The following is an 18,709-nucleotide window of genomic DNA, read 5'->3' as shown; positions in this document are numbered from 1 at the left end:
TCGACCGCACCTCTGATCGGAGGTGTCTCCGCATCATGGTCGTATCTAAAGTCCAGACATGACGAACAATCCGGCCTACGAGAGCGCTCTGGGTGAGGGTCGCCTTTTGGAAGAAACCATTGGTGCCAACTTCGAGCGGACGGTCGCTGCGCACGCCGACCGAGAGGCACTCGTCGAGGTGGCCAGCAATCGACGCTGGACATGGGCCGAACTCGACGCCGATGTGAACGCCTTCGCCCGTGGACTGCTGGCCGCCGGCATCGAGAAGGGCGACCGGGTCGGCATGTGGGCACCGAACTGCGCGGAATGGACCATCGTGCAGTACGCCACGGCCAAGCTCGGCATCGTGCTGGTCAACATCAATCCCGCTTATCGAACCCACGAGTTCGCGTATGCAGTCAACCAGTCCGGGATGCGGATGCTGATCGCCGCGACCGGATTCAAGACCAGCAACTACCGTGCGATGGTTGAAGAGACCAGGAACGAGTGCCCCGCCCTCGAGAGGGTGGTGTTCCTCGACACGGCGGACTGGGCAACGCTTGTCGCAGAAGGTTCCTACGTCGGGGACAACGCGGTCGCGCAACGCCTCGAGTCGCTTGAGGCGCACGACCCCATCAACATCCAGTACACCTCAGGAACGACCGGTCGCCCCAAGGGCGCCACCTTGAGCCACCGCAACATCCTCAACAACGGCTACCTAACGACCGAGCTCATCAAACTAGGACCGGAAGATCGTCTCTGCATCCCGGTGCCCTTCTATCACTGCTTCGGCATGGTGATGGCCAACCTCGGGTGCACGTCCCACGGCACAACCATGGTGATTCCAGCGCCAGGCTTCGACCCGGAAATCACTCTGCGGACCATCGCGACAGAGCGATGCACCGCCGTGTACGGGGTCCCCACCATGTTCATCGCGATGCTGAACCACCCCACCTTCACCGACCACGACCTTTCCTCCCTGCGTACCGGCATCATGGCGGGCTCCATCTGCCCGGCGGAGGTGATGAAACGCTGCGTCGACGACATGCACATGAGCGAAGTGGCGATCGCCTACGGCATGACCGAGACATCTCCGGTGTCATGCCAGACCCGCGTCGACGACGACCTCGACCGACGCACAGCCACGATCGGGAAAGTCCACCCGCACCTAGAGATCAAGATCATCGACCCCATCTCAGGAGAGACGGTCGAGCGCGGCCAGGCGGGGGAGTTCTGCACCCGCGGCTACTCCGTGATGCTCGGCTACTGGAACGACCCCGAGAAGACTGCAGAAGCCATCGACTCCGAAGGGTGGATGCATACCGGAGACCTCGCCGAGATGCGAACGGACGGCTACTGCAACATTGTGGGTCGCATCAAAGACATGGTCATCCGCGGTGGCGAGAACATCTATCCGCGTGAGGTCGAAGACTTCCTCTACACCCACCCCAACGTTGAGGACGTTCAGGTCATCGGCGTGCCGGACGAGAAGTACGGCGAAGAACTCTGCGCCTGGATCCGGCTCAAGGCGGGCGCACCCGCACTCGACGCTGCCGGAGTTCAGGCGTTCTGCCACGGCAAGCTGGCGCACTACAAGATTCCTCGCTACGTACGAGTGGTCGAGGACTTTCCGATGACGGTGACCGGCAAGGTGCGCAAGGTGGAGATGCGCGAGACCTCTGCGCAAGAACTGGGATTGTGATCGTGACCTCTCCAGCTGCAACAGGCGTCGTCCCCTCCCTGGTGATCGACCTGCGTGACGAGGTGGCCTCGGTTTTGCCCATTCTCGACGGACTGGCACGGGCCGACTGGCAGACACCCACTCCCGCGGTGGGGTGGAACGTTCACGACCAGGTGTCGCACCTCGCTCACTTCGATCACCTGACCCGGCTCAGTATTCAGAGCCCTGTCGAGTTCGCCTCGCTCCGTGACGGCCTCACGGACCTGCAGGCCTACATTGACGGCATCGGTCGAGGCAATCAGTGGCGTGACGGAGAAGCGACCACTGCTTGGTGGCGCTCGGAGAATCGAGAGCTCCGCGACGCCGCGACCGTCGCGGAACCGTCGACGCGAGTGCCTTGGTTCGGACCGCCGATGAGCCTGGCATCCAAGCTCACGGCAAGGATTGTGGAGACCTGGGCGCACGGCCAGGACGTCGCCGACACGTTTGGCGTCACTCGCGAGCCAACCGCGCGGCTCGCACACGTGGCGCGCATCGGGGTGCTTGCCTTCGCCAACAGCTTCAGGACGCGCGGGTTGTCTGTTCCTGATGCCAACATCCGCGTTGAACTGTCGGCTCCTGACGGCTTCTCTTCGTGGTCCTGGGGACCCGAGGATGCAGATGAGTCCGTGGTCGGGGACGCGAAAGAGTTCTGCCTCGTCGTCACGCAGCGCTGCCACATCGCCGACACCGCTCTAGTGGTGAGAGGTCAGAACGCCCAGCGGTGGATGACCATCGCTCAAGCCTTCGCGGGCCAGCCGGGCGTCGGGCGGTCGCCCAACAAGACAGTACCGAAAGCTTGACAGATCATCCACGCTGCCCGACCTAGGCGTTTACCTAATTGCGTAGCTCCCTGCTCGGGGCTTCCAGAATGGACGCAGCCCCGACACCCACATGGCGTGGGACCATGTTGAAGTGCACTTCACCGTCGATTCTCTGATCGAGGACCCATTGGTCCGCACACGGCTCGTCGCCGGCGGAAGCGGGCGCAACCGGCAGGTGACGTGGGCACACACCTGCGAGGTCGAGGATCCTTGGAACTGGCTCGGCAGTGGGGACCTGTTGATGACCGACGGGTACAGCTTTCCATCTGATCCTGATGGCCAGACGGACTTTGTCCGTGAGCTCGCGCAGGCCAACATCGCGGGATTAGCCCTTGGTGAGGGTTTCGTCGCACCGCCTCTGACGAGTGAGGCCCTCAGGACAGCAGACGACCTCGGCTTCCCCATCCTGCTCACGGCTCGAAGCGTCCCGTTTGTCACGATCGCACGCCTCGTCGCAGAAGCCAACGGAGGCCAGGGGAGCTCGCGTGCCTCACGGGTGCTGCGGCTATACAACATTTTGCGCCGCACGCAGATGGCGGGTGCCGGAGACGACCTTCTCGACCTGTGCGCCGCTGAGCTGCGTGCGGACCTCAATGTGTTGGATCTCAAGCGAGGCCGTCAACTCCTACCGAGCCGCAGCGACATTCCAGAGACACTTCGCATGGAAGTGCTGGATCGTGTCGCGCGGCAGGACGGCAAGTTGTCTGCGTTCAATCGCATCAAGGACGGCCAAGTCTCCGCTCTGCTGGTGCCTATCGGCACGAACGATGCGGCTGCTCTTGTTTTGCGGACAGCTGAGACCAGAGAAGCCCCAGACCTCGTCCTGGCCCAGCATGCAGCGACTATCGCAGAATTCGAGGTCGAGCGGCGGGCTGCGCGGGCGTCGCGGGTGAGGGCTCGTGCCGCGGGACTTGCTCGAGACATGTTGAACGGGACCATCGCTCCCGAGGCGGCCGTTTCCCAGATGGCAGCGCTTGGGCTTGGTGCAGGACCGTGGCGAGTGACGGCATGGCGAGCAAGAACGGCTTCGGAGGGCCACGATCCCTCGTCCAGCCCCGTCGTGGATGCCTTGGCGTTCGTCTCGTGGCCCCATCTTTATGCCTACGTCGACGACACTCATCTCGTTGCCGTTCTGCATGAGCAGTACGAGCAGGGGCTCGACTTCGAGAACCTCGGCGCAACGCAGGGCGTCAGCCAACCGTTCTCGGCCGTTTCTCGCTTCGCGGACGCGTTCCGGGAAGCCCGATGGGCACTAGAGAGTGCTAGGCAGGCCGGAACCGATTCGGCGGTCTACGGGTCACACGGGTCCTACTTCATGCCTAACACGGTCGCAGAGGGTGAGCTCGTGGTGCGACGCCTTCTTGGCACCTTGATTCAGTACGACGACGAGCACGATGCGGAGCTGGTTCGGTCGTTGCAGGTCTACTTTGAGGCGAATCGATCATGGCAGGAAGGTGCCAAGCGCCTGGACATTCACAAGCAGACGCTCGTGTACCGAATCAAAAAGATTGAGAAACTCACGGGGGCCGACCTCCAAGACTTCGGAGTTCAGGCCGAGCTTTATCTGGCGCTGCGTACCTTGAGCCTTCTCAGGGCCGAATGAGCCACCTGCGGAGTTCACCGTCTTGCTAGTTCTCACCCAAGACAATGTGTGCTCCCGCCGCAGCGTTCACGGCGTCCGGGTACCAGTCCGTTTCACCGTTTGGGGGATCCCACTCGGGCGGGATCGTCCACCTGTAGCTCATCGGAAAACCACTGTTCTCGTGCCATTCATCAAGACCTTGTGCTCAGCGTGCGCCATCACAGCTCGTGCCAGAGCGAGGGCTTCCAGGTCTCGACCGACGGCGGTCAGGTCGGCTGCCGAGTGCAAGTGATCGACGCGAATGAAGTCCTGCTCGATGATTGGCCCCTCATCCAGGTCACCTGTCACGTAGTGGGCCGTCGCGCCAATGACCTTCACCCCACGTGCGTGCGCCTGAAAATACGGGCGAGCACCCTTGAAGCTAGGCAGCAAGCTGTGATGGATGTTGATGGCTCGGCCGGCAAGATCCTTACAGAGCTCGTTGGAGAGGATCTGCATGTATCGGGCAAGGATGACCGACTCGGCGTCATAGGACGACACCAGCTTCCGTAGCTCCGTCTCCGCCCAGTTCTTGGTCTCGGGCGTGACCGGGACGTGGTGAAAGGGAATGCCATGCCACTCCACCAGCTCTCGGAGGTCGTCGTGGTTGGAGACCACAGCAACAACGTCGGCTTGCATCGAGCCAGTCCGGACGCGGTGCAGCAGGTCGTTGAGGCAATGACCCTGCCGCGAGACCATGACGAGCACCCGATGTTTGTGACGGGGATCATGGATCGCCCAATCTGCCTTAAGGACCTCGCCAACGGACTCACCGAACTCAGCTCGGACCTGATGAAAGTCGATGGGCCGGTCTGGGAGAAGTGCCGCGTGGACCCTCATGAAAAAGAGGTTGGTCTCCTCATCACCGAACTGCTGGCTGTCGCGGATGGTGAAACCCCGGTCAGCCAGGAAGCCTCCCACCATGGCTACGATTCCCTGCCTGTCGCTGCAGGCGAGGGTCAGGATCAGATCGTGCATCAGCTCTTGGGCCTTTCGGACTTGGGGTCGTACATAGGGCTGAGAGACGCCCGGGCCGGTACTCGTCGCCCACCCACTTCGATCTCGTACGGCTGCGCCTCGAACCAACCGCGGGGGACGATCTCAGGAGCTTGGACCCAGCCGAGCGCCACAGCACCGCCAAGGGCGTGTCCGTACTGGGCTGATGCCACTCGTCCGACCAGGTGGCCCTCTCGATAGATCGGCTCGTCGTGGAAGAGGAGGGCATTGGTGTCTTCCAGCAGGAACTGCACGAGACGTCGGTCAACGCCCTCGCTCTTTACCTTCAAGAGGGCCTCTCGGCCAACGAACCCAGACGGCTTGTCCCACTTCACGGTGAACGACAGGCCGGCCTCAGTCGGGTTGTCAGCGGCGGAGATGTCGTGGCCCCAGCTGCGGTAGGCCTTCTCGAGCCGCAACGAGTTCATGGCGTGATATCCGACGGGCGACAGCCCGTGCGGTGGTCCAGCATCTTGAAGCACATCCCAGATGTGGCGGGCACTCTCAGCCGGAATGAGGAGTTCCCATCCCAGTTCGCCGACGTAGGTCACTCGGGTGGCACGCACGTAAGTCAGGCCGAGGTCGATCTCACGCGACGCACCGAAGGGAAAGTTTTCGTTGGACAGATCGGCGTCGGTCAACGGCGCGAGCAGGTCGCGTGCGAGCGGTCCCATCACCGCGAGCATGGCCAAACTGCCACTTATGTCCGCGACGGTGCAGTACTCATCCCCGCGGATGTGCCGCCGAAGGTGCGCACAATCGCGGTTGATCGTGGCAGGCCCCGACAACACGAGAAACTGGTCGTCAGCAATGCGCGTAATCGTGACGTCGGCCTCGATGCCGGCGTGCTCGTTGAGCCACTGCGTATAAGTGATACGACCTACCGAGGTGTCAACGTTATTCACCGAGAGGCGGTTGAGAACGTGGACCGCATCTCGACCCTGGACGAGGAGCTTTCCGAAGGACGATGTGTCGATCATGCCAACGGACTCACGGACGGCACGGTGTTCCCGCGCCGAGTGGTCGAACCAGTTGGGACGGTCGAATGAGTACTCATAGCGGCGTTCGATGCCAGCCGGCGCGTACCAGTTCGCCCGCTCCCACCCGGCGAGCTCGCCGAACACCGCGCCCGCCTGTGACGTCGGCTCGTAGAGCGGACTCATCCGCAGCGGTCGGGCGGAGGAGCGCTGCTGGAACGGCCAATGAATCTCGTATGCAAGATCCAACGACTCGACGACCCGCTTTTCTAAGAAGCGACGATTCGTCTCATGGCGCTGGACGCGACCCAGATCAGTCTCGGGAAGGTCCACCGGGCTGCGCCCGTCGACGATCCAGTCCGCCAAGACCGAGCCGGCGCCGGGTCCAGACAAGAAGCCGACAGAGTTGAAGCCCGCAGCAACGAAGAAGTTGCGCAAGTTTGGAGCCTCGCCAAGGTGGTACTGCCCATCAGGGGTGAAGCTCTCGGGTCCGCAGAAGTGCAGTCTGATGCCTGCATCGGCGAGGATCGGGACACGTTCGATCATCTTCTCGTAGAACTGTCCCAAGTGATCCCAGTCCTCGGGGAGCTGGATGTAGCCATCCGTCACCGGGATCCCACGCGATGCCCAGGGGTAGCTGCCCGGCTCGAAGAAGCCGACCATCAGTGCGCCAGCCTCGTCCTTGACGTAGGAGTACTCGTCACCACTCTTAACAGTGGGCAGGTTTCGCGGGAGGTCCGGAATCGCCTCGGTCACGACGTAGTAGTGGGCCAGCGCTTGGAGTGGAACTTCTACGCCCGCCATCGCACCGAGTTCCCGCCCCCACATACCGCCCGCGTTTACGACGTACTCGGCCTCGATGTCGCCCATGGTCGTGCTAACGCCGGTGACCCGTCCACCAGCTGTCTGCACGTCCGTCACGACGGCTCCTTCGATAATCCGCACACCTCTCTGAGCAGCCCCTCGCGCCAACGAGATGGTCGTGTCCGTGGCACTGCCCCGCCCATCCTCGGGGAAGTGCAGGCTGCCGTGGAGCCCGTCAGGGTTCAGGAGAGGGTGCAGCTCCAGAGTGCGGTCCGTGTCGAGCAGCTGGACATCAATGCCGTTGCCGCGCACGACACTGGCGAGGTGCTTCATTTCCTCAAGCCGGTCGGCGGACGTCGCCAAGTTGATGGTTCCGGTTTTGACGAAGCCCGTCGAGAATCCGGTGTCCTCCTCCAGTGTCCGAAACACTTCGAGGCTTCTCTGCACGACCTCACGCGTTCCCCAGCTACCCCGCGCCTGGGTCACGAGACCGGCTGCGTGCCAGGTCGTACCTGATGTCAATGTGTTGCGCTCGAGGAGGACTACGTCGGTCCACCCCCGACGAGCGAGGTGATAGGCGGTGCTGGTCCCGATAATGCCCCCGCCCACGATCACGACCTGCGCCCGGCCAGGCAGTTGCTGGGTTCCCATGAAGCCACCTTTCGTTACGCGCACGGTGCCGCACCAAAACGCCGCTCGCCATGCGTCGGTGCATCGACACGAGGCACCACGGCTGTGCCATCGAACAATGGTGCAAACGCGTCGAATCAGGAACGGTGAACCATGCTCGTGCCGGGTCGCGCCGGTAACTCGGCACGCGGGAACAGGGCGCAGCGCGCCTTCATCCTTGATTGCTGTCCACTGGCACGGTGTATCAGAAAGGCCCAGACCTGATGGACCGAAAGGCCCTCGTCCTGGACGGTAACCTTGCAGCCGGAGGCGTTAAGGACTCACTTGTGCCGCGGATTGCCGCCGTTGAGGCGCTCGGTCAACGCCCGGGTCTTGGAACGATCCTCGTCGGAGACGACCCCGGCTCGCGCTCCTATGTGGGCGGCAAGCACCGCGACTGCGCCGAAGTGGGCGTGGAGTCGATCCGTATCGACCTCCCGTCAGATGCTTCCCAGACTTCTGTGCTCGACGCAGTGAAACAACTGAATGAGGACCCGCGGTGCACCGGGTTCATCGTCCAACTTCCGCTTCCCTCGCACATCGACACGCACATAGTGCTGAACGCGATCGATCCAGAAAAGGATGCTGATGGGCTTCATCCCGTCAACCTTGGTCGATTAGTTCTCAATCAGCCTGGGACACTTCCCTGTACGCCGCGTGGGATCTTGGAACTGCTTCGAGGCAACGACGTGCCGATCACGGGATCACAGTTCTGCGTCATCGGGTGCGGTACTACGGTTGGTCGTCCACTGGGGTTGATGCTGACACGTCCGAGCGAGCACGCGACCGTCACCATGGTCAACGAAGCAACGGTTGACGTGGCCGCGCACACCCGCGTGGCGGATGTCGTAATTGCTGCCGCCGGTGTGGCCCACCTCGTGCAGCCCTATTGGATCAAGCCTGGCGCCACCGTGCTCTCCGTAGGGATCACGCGAACGGTCGAGGGCATTCTTGGCGATGTGCATCCGGACGTTGAAGGTGTCGCGGGACGCTGGACTCGCGCAACGGGCGGAGTAGGACCTATGACAAGAGCCATGTTGCTGAAGAATGTCGTTGAGCTAGCAGAGCGCCGAGTCGGTATCGCAACGCCGCTCGTCGCGATGGCTTCATCGGTCTCTCGATCCGCCTGACGAGTCCGGTCGTTCGCCACCTCGACGTTCCACGGCCGTCGGCTGCTTAGTGTTGCGTCGGCTGGTGAGTACTGCGCCCGCCCGCGGCATCAGTCTCCATCGCTACGGCCCACAGCTCTGAGGTCTTCCCACGTCAGCAACTTGACTCGGCTGCGCCCTTGGCCGCGCCCAGCCGCCAACTCGGTCTCATCGATCCGCTGCCACCCAGCAACGTCGAGCACGTTCGGCTGCCGTTCCCGTATCAAACGCACGAGCGCACCAGTATCGTGAGTGGGCGCCTTGAGATTTCCCCTCTCGAAGTCTTCGAGCAACGAAGTCACAGTCTCCGCGGAATCGACGCGGTTTGTGCCGATGACCCCAGATGGACCGCGCTTGATCCATCCGGCGCAGTAGATCCCGCGAACAGGGCGACCGTTTTGCGGATCCACGACGCGACCAGCGTTGTTCGGCAGAACTCCTCTTTCGATGTCGAAGGGCATCCCTGGCACGGGGCGCCCCCGAAAACCTACGGCACGGATGACGAGCGACGTCTCGAGCTGCTCGGACGTTCCGTCGGGGCCAGCAACCACCAGACCTGTCACTGCTTCGTTACCTAGTAAAGCCGTCGGTGAAGCCCGGTAACGCATGATGATCCGTCTCGGCTGCGTCGGCGTGCGGTTTGCCGCGTCGTCGATGATTGCGCGGCGTCGCGCCAGAGCCCATGAGCGGCCGGAGAGCGCGGCTGCTTCAAGCTCGTCGTCGGTGACGCCGACCTCGCTTGGCTCAGCGAGCAGGTCCACCTCGGGCAAACGCGTCAGTGCCGCCAGCTCAGCCGTGCCGTACGCGGCAAACACTTGGGCCCGCCGCCCGATGACCATCACCTCGTCGATCGTGCTCGTCGCCATCGCCTTCAGCGCATTGTCCGACACAGACGTTGTCGCATATGCGAGCGCTGGCTGGACAAGCAGGCGCGCAACGTCCAAGGCTACGTTGCCGTTGCCAATGACGATCGCGCGTCTGCCGCTCAGACTGTAGTCACGGGCGGCACTATCAGGGTGGCCGTTGTACCAGGACACGAACTCCTGCGCGGACACTGAGCCGACGAGATCCTCGCCGGGAATGTTGAGCTTGCGATCCGCCGATGCGCCGGTCGCCCACAGTACTGCGTGGTGATGCTCCAGTAGCTCGGCCGCTGACACGTCGCGTCCTACTTCGACATCGAACAGGCATTGAACGTTGGGTCGGACCAGAACCCGGCCCAGCCGCTCAGTGATGCTCTTGGTCGCGTCATGGTCGGGGGCCACTCCCGCGCGCACCAGGCCGAATGGGGTGGGGAGGCGCTCGAACAGAGTGACCTCGACACCATTCAGCTCGCTCAGTTCGATCGCTGCATACAGCGCCGCCGGGCCCGCCCCGACGATGGCAACTCTCAACGTCGGGAGACCGGGCGGCAGACGATGACGAGCCACGGGAAGCGGGCTCACGTCAATTAGGGGATGGGCCGCAAAGTACTCGGCATTGATGGCGCTGAAGTCAGTCAGCGCTGGCGGCAAGTCACTTTCTGGGAAGATGGCGTCCACCGGGCACGCGGTTGCACAGGCTCCGCAATCAATACAGCTCAGCGGGTCGATGTAGAGCTGCTCTGTGCTGCTGAAGTCAGGGTCCCCCGGACGAGGCCGTATGCACTGCACGGGGCAGACAGGAACGCAGGCTGCATCGTCACAGCACCTTTGCGTGATGACGAAAGTCACCGTCTCAACTCCCTCGACCAAGTGTTGGTTGCGCGACGGCCCCAGCCCCGCCGCCGACGACATTCTTAACCCAGCCGCGCAACCTGCGGCGTTGCTGATAACCAACAAACAGGCGAGCAACTTTGCATGCCACAGTGCAGGTCCTCGGCTCGCCGCGGTCCTAGGTTGGCCAGATGAATGCCACGTTGCGGTTCGTCGTCCGCCACGTGGGCCCAGCACACGCGGTCGCACGTTCCGGCCGAGCTGCCCGGTGAGTCAGACATGGAGAGTCCCGCAGGTTCGCGCTCTGGATAGTGCGGACGCAGGAGTCCGATCGTTCTGGATGGCCGACGCGCTTGTCGATGAGGCCAATCTCCCAAAAGCGGAAGCGCTTACCTCGTCGGCAAGGGCCGACGTGTGCATCGTGGGTGGCGGGTTTACTGGCCTATGGACGGCAATCGAGCTCAAGTCACGCATTCCCAGTATCGATGTGGTCGTCCTCGAAGCCGGACTGTGCGGTTGCGGCGCCAGCGGAACCAATGCAGGTATCTTGATGAACCTGTGGCCGAAGCTTCCCGCGCTTGTGCGCGCTGGAGGCAAGGACGAGGGCGCAGACGTTGCCCGGGCTTCGGTGGAGGCGATTGATCACATCCGGCGCTTCTGTCTTGAGCACGGAATCGACGCACAAGTGGAGCCAAATGGTTGGCTGTGGGCCTCAAACAACAGCAGTCAGGACGGCGCTTGGGTCGAGACCCTAGAGACCGCGGCCGCCCATCGGGATTCTCCGTTTGTCGAGGTGGACGCGGAAGAAGCGACCCGGTTGGCGGGCGCTCCGGCGCGCGGCGGTGTCTTCGACCCGACTTGCGTTGGCCTCCACCCCGCACGCCTGGTCCGAGGTCTCCTGCGAGTGGCTCGGGCCCTTGGGGTCATCGTGCATGAACACAGCCCCATGACGGGCTTGACTCGAGAGCACGCTGGTACAACGGTGTCCACCAGCACAGGCTCGGTCCAAGCCTCTTCCGTGATTCTGGCGATCAACGCGTGGTGCAATCAGTTCCCCCAGCTCCGCGCACACTTGGTGACCACTGCATCCGACAACGTCGTCGTACGCCCGCGGCGGACGCTGGGTGAGCCGCCTTTGACCAATGTCTCCGACGCGGGCCGCCTCCTGGACTACTGGCGGCCAATGACGGGAGGGAATGTTCTCTTCGGCAAGGCCGGTATGGGACTGGGTTGGGGTATCCGCGGCACCAACACGCTTTACGCCTCCGTCCCCCGTCCTGATCGGCTCGTGACGCAGATGACCCGCGCCGTGCCTAGCTTGAAGGACTCCACGGTCCTGTCGTCGTGGCGAGCGCCCGTCGAGTACTCCTTGTCCTCACTGCCCTTTTTCGGCGAGCTCGGCGGATTCCCGGGCGTCTACTTCGGCACGGGGTACTCAGGGGACGGCATCGGACCGTCAGTCATCGGCGCCCAGATCCTGGCAGGCCTAGCCACCGAGACCCGTGACGGAATGACCACGTCCTTCTTGGCGAGGATGCCGTCGGGACGGGGACTCCCGCGCGAACCCATTCGCTACGTCGGCGGCCAACTGGTCAAGACGGCCATGATCCGTCAGGACCTCAAACAGGACGCGGAAGACAAGGTCGATCTGGCAACTCGCCTAACGGCTCGCATCGACCCCACCAGCTTCCTGGGATAGCCGACAGCAAGGAGACAACCCGTGCGAGACATCTTGGATCACCTCGTCACATGGTGGGAGAGCGGAGACTCGATCGGCCTGGCCACCGTCGTTGACACCTCAAAGTCCGCGCCCCGTGAGCCCGGCGCGGCGATGGGCGTCGGCCCTGACGGGTCCGTCTTTGGCTCTGTCTCGGGTGGCTGCGTTGAGGGCGCCGTCTACGAGATTGCACGCGAGGTCGTGGTCGGTGGCATTCCGGTGCTCGAGCACTACGGGTACTCCAACGATGAAGCGTTCGCGGTCGGCCTCACGTGCGGAGGAGAACTCGACGTCTTCATCGAACGACTGGACCGTCAAACATTCCCGCAGTTCTCAGAAATCGCCGACGACATTCGCGGCAACCGACCTGTGGCGTTAGCGACGATCGTGGATCACCCGAACCCGTCGTGGCGCGGTCGACGGATAGTGCTTCACCCGGAGGAGTCAGGCCTGCCAGTGAGTGGCACCTTGGGCAGCAGCCGGGCGGACTCGGCAGTCGTCGACGACGCCCTCGGTTTACTCGCAGCCGGGCACAACGGCATCTTGAGCTACGGCCCCGACGGTCAGCGGCTCGGCGACGGCATGCGCGTATTCGTGCAGACCTTCGCGCCGCAGCCTCGCCTGCTCATTTTCGGTGCCATCGACTTCGCGGCGGCAGTGGCTTCTATTGGCTCCTTTCTTGGCTACGCGGTCACTGTGTGCGACGCGAGACCTGTCTTTGCTACGCCGGCGCGGTTTCCCCAGGCAGACGAGGTCGTCGTCGACTGGCCCCACAGATACCTTGCGGAGGAACATCAGGGCGGTCGAATCGACCGGCGCACAGTCATCACGGTCCTGACTCACGACCCCAAGTTCGACGTGCCCCTTCTGACCGTCGCCCTCACACTTCCGGCCGCGTATGTCGGGGTCATGGGCTCACGCGTCACCCACGAGGACCGCCTTGCACGCCTGCGAGAGGCGGGCGTCACGGAGCACCAGCTGGATCGGATGTCGAGCCCCATCGGTCTAGATCTGGGCGCTCGTACCCCCGAGGAGACAGCGGTGAGCATCGCGGCCGAGATCATCTCGACACGTTGGGGTGGAACAGGGGTACCTCTGGGCGCAACGGCTGGCGCCATTCACCATGCGGCACATGGAGCTACGCCATGATTCCGGGAGACCTACTCGACTCCCCGGATGATGTGAGGCGGTTGCTCGAAGGAACCGGCTACTTATGTTCCTCTGAACTAGCAACCGTTGTGTTCTTTGCGATGAAGATGCACCGACCGTTGCTCCTCGAGGGCGAGCCGGGTACGGGAAAAACTGCCCTGGCTGAGGCCGTAGCGACCGCTTGGCAGCTGCCGCTCCTGCGACTTCAGTGCTACGAGGGCATCGATTCCACGCAAGCCCTCTACGACTGGGACTTTCCTCGTCAGATCCTGCACCTGCGAGCCCTGGAGGCGGCGGGCGCTGTCGACGCATCGGCAGCAGAAAAGGGACTGTATGACGAGCGCTTCCTTCTTTCGCGTCCCGTGCTCAAAGCGCTACAGCAGGCCCCCACCGTATTGCTCGTCGACGAAGTCGACCGAGCGGATGACGAGTTCGAAGCCTTCCTACTCGAAGTCCTGTCCACGTACCAGGTGAGCGTGCCTGAGCTCGGGACGGTCCAAGCTGTCATTCCGCCGATCGTGGTATTGACCTCGAATCGAACGCGTGAGCTCCACGACGCCCTCAAACGTCGATGCCTCTATCACTGGATCGAGCACCCTGGACCGGAACGTGAGCTGGCCATTCTCCGGTCCCGAGCTCCGGAGGTCCCTCACGCGCTTGCGACGCAAGTCGTGGGCGTAACGCAGGAAATTCGCAACGAGGTACATGGGCTCGTCAAGCCTCCGGGCGTCGCGGAGACCCTGGACTGGGCACGCGCGCTGAAGCACCTGGGGGCTGTCGAGCTTGACCTCAAAGCAGCCGCAGCGAGCCTGGGCGCACTGGTGAAGTATCGCGAGGACGCGGAACGTGTGCACCACGCGATCAAGCAGATCCTTTCCTGAGACTGAATGCACCCCGCCGACTTACATCCGATCTCAGGTGGCGAGCTGGACTGGATCCCCTACCTTCACCCGCCCTGATAGCACTACGTCTGCGTAGGCCCCGAACAGCACTGACGGGCCCCACCGGCTCGGGGTTGCACCCCGGACCTCTCGGATGCGTCGCTGGACCTGGAGGGCCCTGTCGCCGTCATGGGGACGGTTCTCGACGGCCACACATCGCGGGATTCCACCACGGAGTCGTAGAACACAGTTTCCGACTGTGATCGAGCGCCCCGTCCACGTGTCTTCGCGAAAGGGAGTCGTTCCGACGTCCAGCGTCAGATTCAACCTGAACCGACGTACGTCCACAGGCTGGCCGTCTGCCTCCGTGCCTAAAGACGCCAGGGAGGCAGTGGACAGGATCGTGACCGGGTGGATGTCCCCGCCGCCACCGGGGCGTGCACATCGCACGAGCCGCAAGTTCCGTCCGGCGACATCGGAAATGAACGCATCCCACGGACCTGGGACCCACCTGCCGTCGACCGTGCGCTCGTCGAATCGAAACCGGCGGACCGGACCCGCGGCGCGCACCTGGTCGGCGCACTCGATCGCCGCTCCTCGACCCACCTGGAACAGGTTAAGCAAAGGGTCATAGGACGTCCAGTAGCCCAGAAAAATGGGATCTCGAGGAACCGAGTACAAATGCTCGTCGACGTCGACTAGAAAGAAGTCTCGATTTCCGACAATTCCCGACGGTGTGACCTGAATGCTTTGAGTCTCACGGAGAGCAAACCCCTTGGTCACGGCCGTGTGCAACTGAGCGACCGTGCCGACGGTCTCCATCTGAGAGTTCACCTGACCCTCGATCCTTGAATGGACGCGCAAAACGTGAATAAAGGCTTGCAGCAAGTCGCTGGCGCACGCCGCTAGGCTTCATGCGTTGCGAGCGCCCAGTTCTAACGCAACTACACCGCTGACGATCAGAGCCATTCCCAGGACTTGTGCACCAGTGAGGCGTTCGTCGAGGAACACCGCTCCGATGACGGCGATAGCGACGATTCCCGCCGCGGACCACAGTGCGTAAACGACAGCCACGTCCAGACCTCGTTGAAGCACCAAGGACAAGAGGATGAACGAAAAGCCGTATCCCCCTAGCACCAAGAGACTCGGCACAAGCTTGCTGAAACCTTCCGACGCGCGCAGCGACAACGTAGCCATGACCTCCACCGCTATGGCCAGTCCCAACAGCAAGTACGTCGCCATCTGTCTCCATCCTCGTTCCAAGTGACACCGCCCTGTCGGACGGACGGCACGACCGTAAGCCTGCGTCAGACTCTCGTCTTCGCTGCTCCTGTTACAAACGACCGGCGGACTTGACGCTTTCCGGCAACTGGCTCAGCGGGCAAGCCGCTTGTCCGCCAGCTCGCGTCTCTGCCCGCCACGTCGTCCGGTGGGTCACAAAGGCGGCGGCCGCACCGACCGCACAACTCCTGTCATCGACGGCGCATTCCATCCGACCGGGCCTCCGTTGAAGTCGTGAGCTCCGTCTTCGACAACCGGCCACCGTCCAGGAGGGGGTCGGGTCGAGCGCCTGCTGCAGCTTTAAGAAGTGGTGGCGCTGCGCGATCTGTGTCCGCGCACATCGCTCAACGCGTTGTTCGCATTAAACACAACCTCGGGGCTGGACAATATCAATCGTCACGCGGTCATCAAGGCCGCCCAGCGAGGTCAACCTTCCGCGTCGGCTCCGAACTCAGCCAGGTCGGCAGCTTCGTCCAAGGCCTTGCGAGCGGACTCGACGATCTGTTGGTACCCGGTGCACCGACAGAGGTTGCCGGAGATCGCATCCCTTATCTCGTCGTCGGTGAGTCGACGCGCCTCGTTGTAGATCGGCAACAGGGTCATGAGCATTCCGGGCGTGCAAAAACCGCACTGAAGGCCGTGGCAGGCCGTGAACGCCTCCTGCAGCCCGTGCAGGTTCTCCTCGCAAGCCAGGCCCTCAACCGTGGTCAGACGGCGCCGATCGCTCTGTACCGCGAGCATCGTGCAGGAACGCACGGGTTCTCCGTCGAGAAGCACGGTGCAACTGCCACACACGCCGTGCTCACAGCCGACGTTGGTGCCAGTGAGCCCCAGTTCATGGCGAAGGAAGTCGGAGAGAAGCATGCGCGGCTCGACGTCACGCTCGTATCCCTCGCCGTTTACGGTCACGTGAGTCTTCATGCCGATCTCCTCTCGTCCTGAGTTCCACCGAGGTCGAACGCTTGATGAAGGGCGCGTCGCAGGGACTCTGCGACCACCGCCCGTCGGTATTCCTTGGAGCCGTGGACGTTGCTCTCTGGGCTGAGAGACCGTTCGCACTGGGCAACTGCGGCGTCGACGGCAGACTCGTCGACAAGGTGACCGACCAAGGTTTCCTCGAGACCTTCGGCCGAGGTCGGACCGGGGCCGGCAGCGATGAGCCCTGCGCGTACGGAGGTGCACTCGCCGTCTTCGTTGAGTCGAGCACTCACGGCGGCCCCACCGATCGCGTAGTCGCCCTTGCGCCGCGCAAATTCCGAGAATCCCCACCGGCTGAACCGATCGGCGGTCGGGACCTCCACGGCTACGACCAGTTCGCCGTGCTGGAGAGCGGTTTGGAAATGTGCTCCGAAGAACTGTGTGCTCGGGATGCGGCGCTCACCGCTGCTAGAGCGAGTGACAATCGTGGCCCCCATTGCAAGAAGCGCCGCTGGGAACTCGGCGGCGCTATCGCTGTGGGCGACTGCCCCGCCGAACGTGCCCCGGTTACGGATCTGCGCGTGAGCAACCCATCCGGCAGCCGCGGAGAGCAGCGGTGCGCATTCTCGAACGACAGGGAGCCGTTCGATGTCGGCGTGACGAGTGGAAGCGCCGATGTTCAGTGCATCGGCCACGCTACGGACGCCTCGAAGGACTGAGAGGCGAGAGATGTCCACCAGAAGCGTGGGTCGGGCAAACCTCAAGCTGAGCAGGGGAATGAGGCTCTGCCCCCCTGCTATGAACTTCGCGTCCTCGTCGGAGCTAACTAGATCAATAGCTTGGTCAAGTGACGTGGCGACAACATAATCAAAGGGCGGTGGCTTCACGGGCGTCCCTCTCGCGGAAGGTCGTGAGGGGTGCGACGCAGGTACGCGCTACCCATGGACGATCCATTGTCTGACGACTGTCCAAAACAGTTTGTGACCCTGAAAGCGAAGTGACCACTACGCAGTCAGGCAAAGTCATCCGCAGCTTGGTCGACACCTGACAAGACGGTGCGCATGGGTCGTGTCAGGGAGAGCCAGCATCCGGGTCCGGCCCAAGTCCCGCGTCTGCATGCTCGTCGAGGTCTTGCAGCTCATTGTCCGACGCCTGGTTGAAGAGGTTCGCGAGCCGAAGAGCCACGGCGAGTTCGTCGCGGCGATCGCTTATGGTCACTCCCAGCCGGGACTCAATGGAGCGCAACCGGTAGGCAACCGTCCGTTCGTGGACATGGATGGCTTGGGCAGTAGACGCTGCATTTTGTCCGCACTGGAAGTAGGCCTGCAAGGTGGCTTTGAGAAGTTCGCCTCGCGAGTCTTCCTCGTGGAGTGCACCGAGCTCGCGGGAGACGAAGTCATGAACGGCTTGGCGATCCTTGAGCACCAAGGATTCCAAGGCAACGTCGCCGTAGCGGACGACTCCCGAGGCGCGCAATCTGCCTACCCTGTAGGCCTGCCACGCTTGGCGGTGGCTCAACCGGAAACCTTCGATCCCATGCTCCACGTCGCCCAGCGCCAGATGCGTTTCAGGCATGGAACGAATACTCTCCGGTCGCGCTTCCAGCACTCGATACAAGGCGGAGGAGCCCAGCCAGCCCAGGTACGTCCCGGAGGTGCCGCTCACGGTCAGATGTCTCGCATCCAGGGCAACAGCCAGGGCTCGGATGTTGGCCTCGGGCGAGCGCCCCCATGCGACGACAGCCAAGTGACCGGCGCGCAGGCTGTATCCCAGTTGTTGGACGTCGGCAGGCACTCCACGCAGGATGTCGCTCACCACCGCCCGCCGCTTCCGATCTTGGCTCCTGAAGAAGTAGGCGTTGTGCTCAGCCTGATAGGTCGCGATGACGGACTCGGTCACCTTGTTGTTCCACGCGTACTGGTAGTCCGAGGCTTGCCTGAGGATGGTGATGCGCTGCTCATCCGAGTCGACCGCACGGAGCGTCTCCTCCAGGATGACGTCCCAAAGGATCGATTGACCCACACGGTAGGTGCGCAACAGCGAGTGCAGATCGATGCCCGCTTGTGCCGCCACGCGTGCCTCTTGAAGTGCCGCGTCAGAGGCACGGTCGGGCGGACGTCGTCCCCGCGCTAAGCCATCAATGATGCTGGTCAACGCAGAGATGATGCTGGGACGTTCTGCCTCGGCCAGGACCGGATCATCCTTTTCGTGGATCTCGGGTACCTCTTGCAAAGACATCCGCTCGATAGCAGACACAAGTTCCGGAATGCGTGCGCGGACTGCATCAGCCACGGCCCGCAGGTCCGTCTCGATCGTCATTGGGCGATCCTA

Annotated in this window: 15 protein-coding genes; 7 read left to right on the top strand and 8 right to left on the bottom strand. The window is 62.9% G+C overall.

The annotated features are described in order from the left end of the window. The first annotated feature begins 58 nt into the window (after positions 1–58). The 3 genes from BM127_RS20845 to BM127_RS20835 all read left to right on the top strand — a co-directional run bounded on the left by BM127_RS20845 (position 59) and on the right by BM127_RS20835 (position 4,126). Positions 59–1,681 carry an AMP-binding protein gene (locus BM127_RS20845; protein WP_091201894.1) on the top strand — a complete coding sequence of 541 codons (1,623 nt, stop codon included), beginning with the start codon at positions 59–61 and terminating at the stop codon, positions 1,679–1,681. Between the two features lie 2 nt (positions 1,682–1,683). After that, a complete protein-coding gene (locus BM127_RS20840) occupies positions 1,684–2,502 on the top strand; it encodes a TIGR03084 family metal-binding protein (protein ID WP_175507471.1) in 819 nt (272 codons plus the stop codon). A 112-nt stretch (positions 2,503–2,614) separates the two neighbouring features. Further along, positions 2,615–4,126: a PucR family transcriptional regulator gene (locus BM127_RS20835; RefSeq protein ID WP_165357052.1), complete on the top strand. Its 1,512-nt coding sequence runs from the start codon at positions 2,615–2,617 to the stop codon at positions 4,124–4,126. A 138-nt stretch (positions 4,127–4,264) separates the two neighbouring features. On the opposite strand, the gene purU is transcribed toward BM127_RS20835, so the two are convergent. Both purU and BM127_RS20825 read right to left on the bottom strand, forming a co-directional pair. Beyond that, entirely contained in the window at positions 4,265–5,122 is an 858-nt protein-coding gene (purU, locus tag BM127_RS20830) for a formyltetrahydrofolate deformylase (RefSeq protein WP_198554435.1), read from the bottom strand. Beyond that, on the bottom strand, positions 5,122–7,572 hold the full coding sequence (locus tag BM127_RS20825; protein WP_091201890.1) for a GcvT family protein: 2,451 nt from the start codon (positions 7,570–7,572) through the stop codon (positions 5,122–5,124). The genes purU and BM127_RS20825 overlap by 1 nt, the downstream gene beginning before the upstream one ends. 242 nt (positions 7,573–7,814) lie before the next feature. Here BM127_RS20825 and BM127_RS20820 point away from each other — a divergent pair, with 242 nt between their 5' ends. Further along, positions 7,815–8,720 (top strand): tetrahydrofolate dehydrogenase/cyclohydrolase catalytic domain-containing protein, encoded by a 906-nt coding sequence (locus BM127_RS20820; RefSeq protein WP_091201947.1) that lies wholly within the window; start codon positions 7,815–7,817, stop codon positions 8,718–8,720. 89 nt (positions 8,721–8,809) lie between these two features. Here the strand turns inward: BM127_RS20820 and BM127_RS20815 are convergent, their stop codons facing one another. After that, positions 8,810–10,513: an FAD-dependent oxidoreductase gene (locus BM127_RS20815; protein ID WP_198554436.1), complete on the bottom strand. Its 1,704-nt coding sequence runs from the start codon at positions 10,511–10,513 to the stop codon at positions 8,810–8,812. Positions 10,514–10,772: 259 nt separating this feature from the next. Here BM127_RS20815 and BM127_RS20810 point away from each other — a divergent pair, with 259 nt between their 5' ends. Genes BM127_RS20810 through BM127_RS20800 form a run of 3 tightly spaced genes read left to right on the top strand, consistent with a single transcriptional unit; the run spans position 10,773 to position 14,179 of the window. Continuing rightward, positions 10,773–12,131 carry an NAD(P)/FAD-dependent oxidoreductase gene (locus tag BM127_RS20810; RefSeq protein ID WP_091201889.1) on the top strand — a complete coding sequence of 453 codons (1,359 nt, stop codon included), beginning with the start codon at positions 10,773–10,775 and terminating at the stop codon, positions 12,129–12,131. Positions 12,132–12,152: 21 nt separating this feature from the next. Beyond that, complete coding sequence (locus BM127_RS20805; protein ID WP_091201887.1) at positions 12,153–13,298, top strand: XdhC family protein; 1,146 nt, start codon at positions 12,153–12,155, stop codon at positions 13,296–13,298. Further along, positions 13,295–14,179 carry an AAA family ATPase gene (locus tag BM127_RS20800; protein ID WP_091201885.1) on the top strand — a complete coding sequence of 295 codons (885 nt, stop codon included), beginning with the start codon at positions 13,295–13,297 and terminating at the stop codon, positions 14,177–14,179. Before BM127_RS20805 ends, BM127_RS20800 begins: the two co-directional genes overlap by 4 nt. Before the next feature lie 33 nt (positions 14,180–14,212). On the opposite strand, the gene BM127_RS23180 is transcribed toward BM127_RS20800, so the two are convergent. The 5 genes from BM127_RS23180 to BM127_RS20775 all read right to left on the bottom strand — a co-directional run bounded on the left by BM127_RS23180 (position 14,213) and on the right by BM127_RS20775 (position 18,697). Beyond that, a complete protein-coding gene (locus tag BM127_RS23180) occupies positions 14,213–15,001 on the bottom strand; it encodes an MOSC domain-containing protein (protein ID WP_091201883.1) in 789 nt (262 codons plus the stop codon). 90 nt (positions 15,002–15,091) lie between these two features. Beyond that, a complete protein-coding gene (locus BM127_RS20790) occupies positions 15,092–15,421 on the bottom strand; it encodes a DMT family transporter (RefSeq protein WP_091201881.1) in 330 nt (109 codons plus the stop codon). Between the two features lie 465 nt (positions 15,422–15,886). Then, positions 15,887–16,381, bottom strand: a complete 495-nt coding sequence (locus BM127_RS20785) for a (2Fe-2S)-binding protein (protein WP_091201880.1) — start codon at positions 16,379–16,381, stop codon at positions 15,887–15,889. Next, positions 16,378–17,265 carry an FAD binding domain-containing protein gene (locus BM127_RS20780; RefSeq protein WP_091201878.1) on the bottom strand — a complete coding sequence of 296 codons (888 nt, stop codon included), beginning with the start codon at positions 17,263–17,265 and terminating at the stop codon, positions 16,378–16,380. Before BM127_RS20780 ends, BM127_RS20785 begins: the two co-directional genes overlap by 4 nt. A 184-nt stretch (positions 17,266–17,449) precedes the next feature. After that, on the bottom strand, positions 17,450–18,697 hold the full coding sequence (locus tag BM127_RS20775; RefSeq protein WP_091201877.1) for a PucR family transcriptional regulator: 1,248 nt from the start codon (positions 18,695–18,697) through the stop codon (positions 17,450–17,452). Positions 18,698–18,709 lie beyond the last annotated feature (12 nt).

The organism is Nocardioides alpinus (assembly GCF_900112035.1).
In the GTDB taxonomy this organism is placed as follows: domain Bacteria; phylum Actinomycetota; class Actinomycetes; order Propionibacteriales; family Nocardioidaceae; genus Nocardioides; species Nocardioides alpinus.
This window is presented reverse-complemented; position numbering and strand designations above follow the sequence as displayed.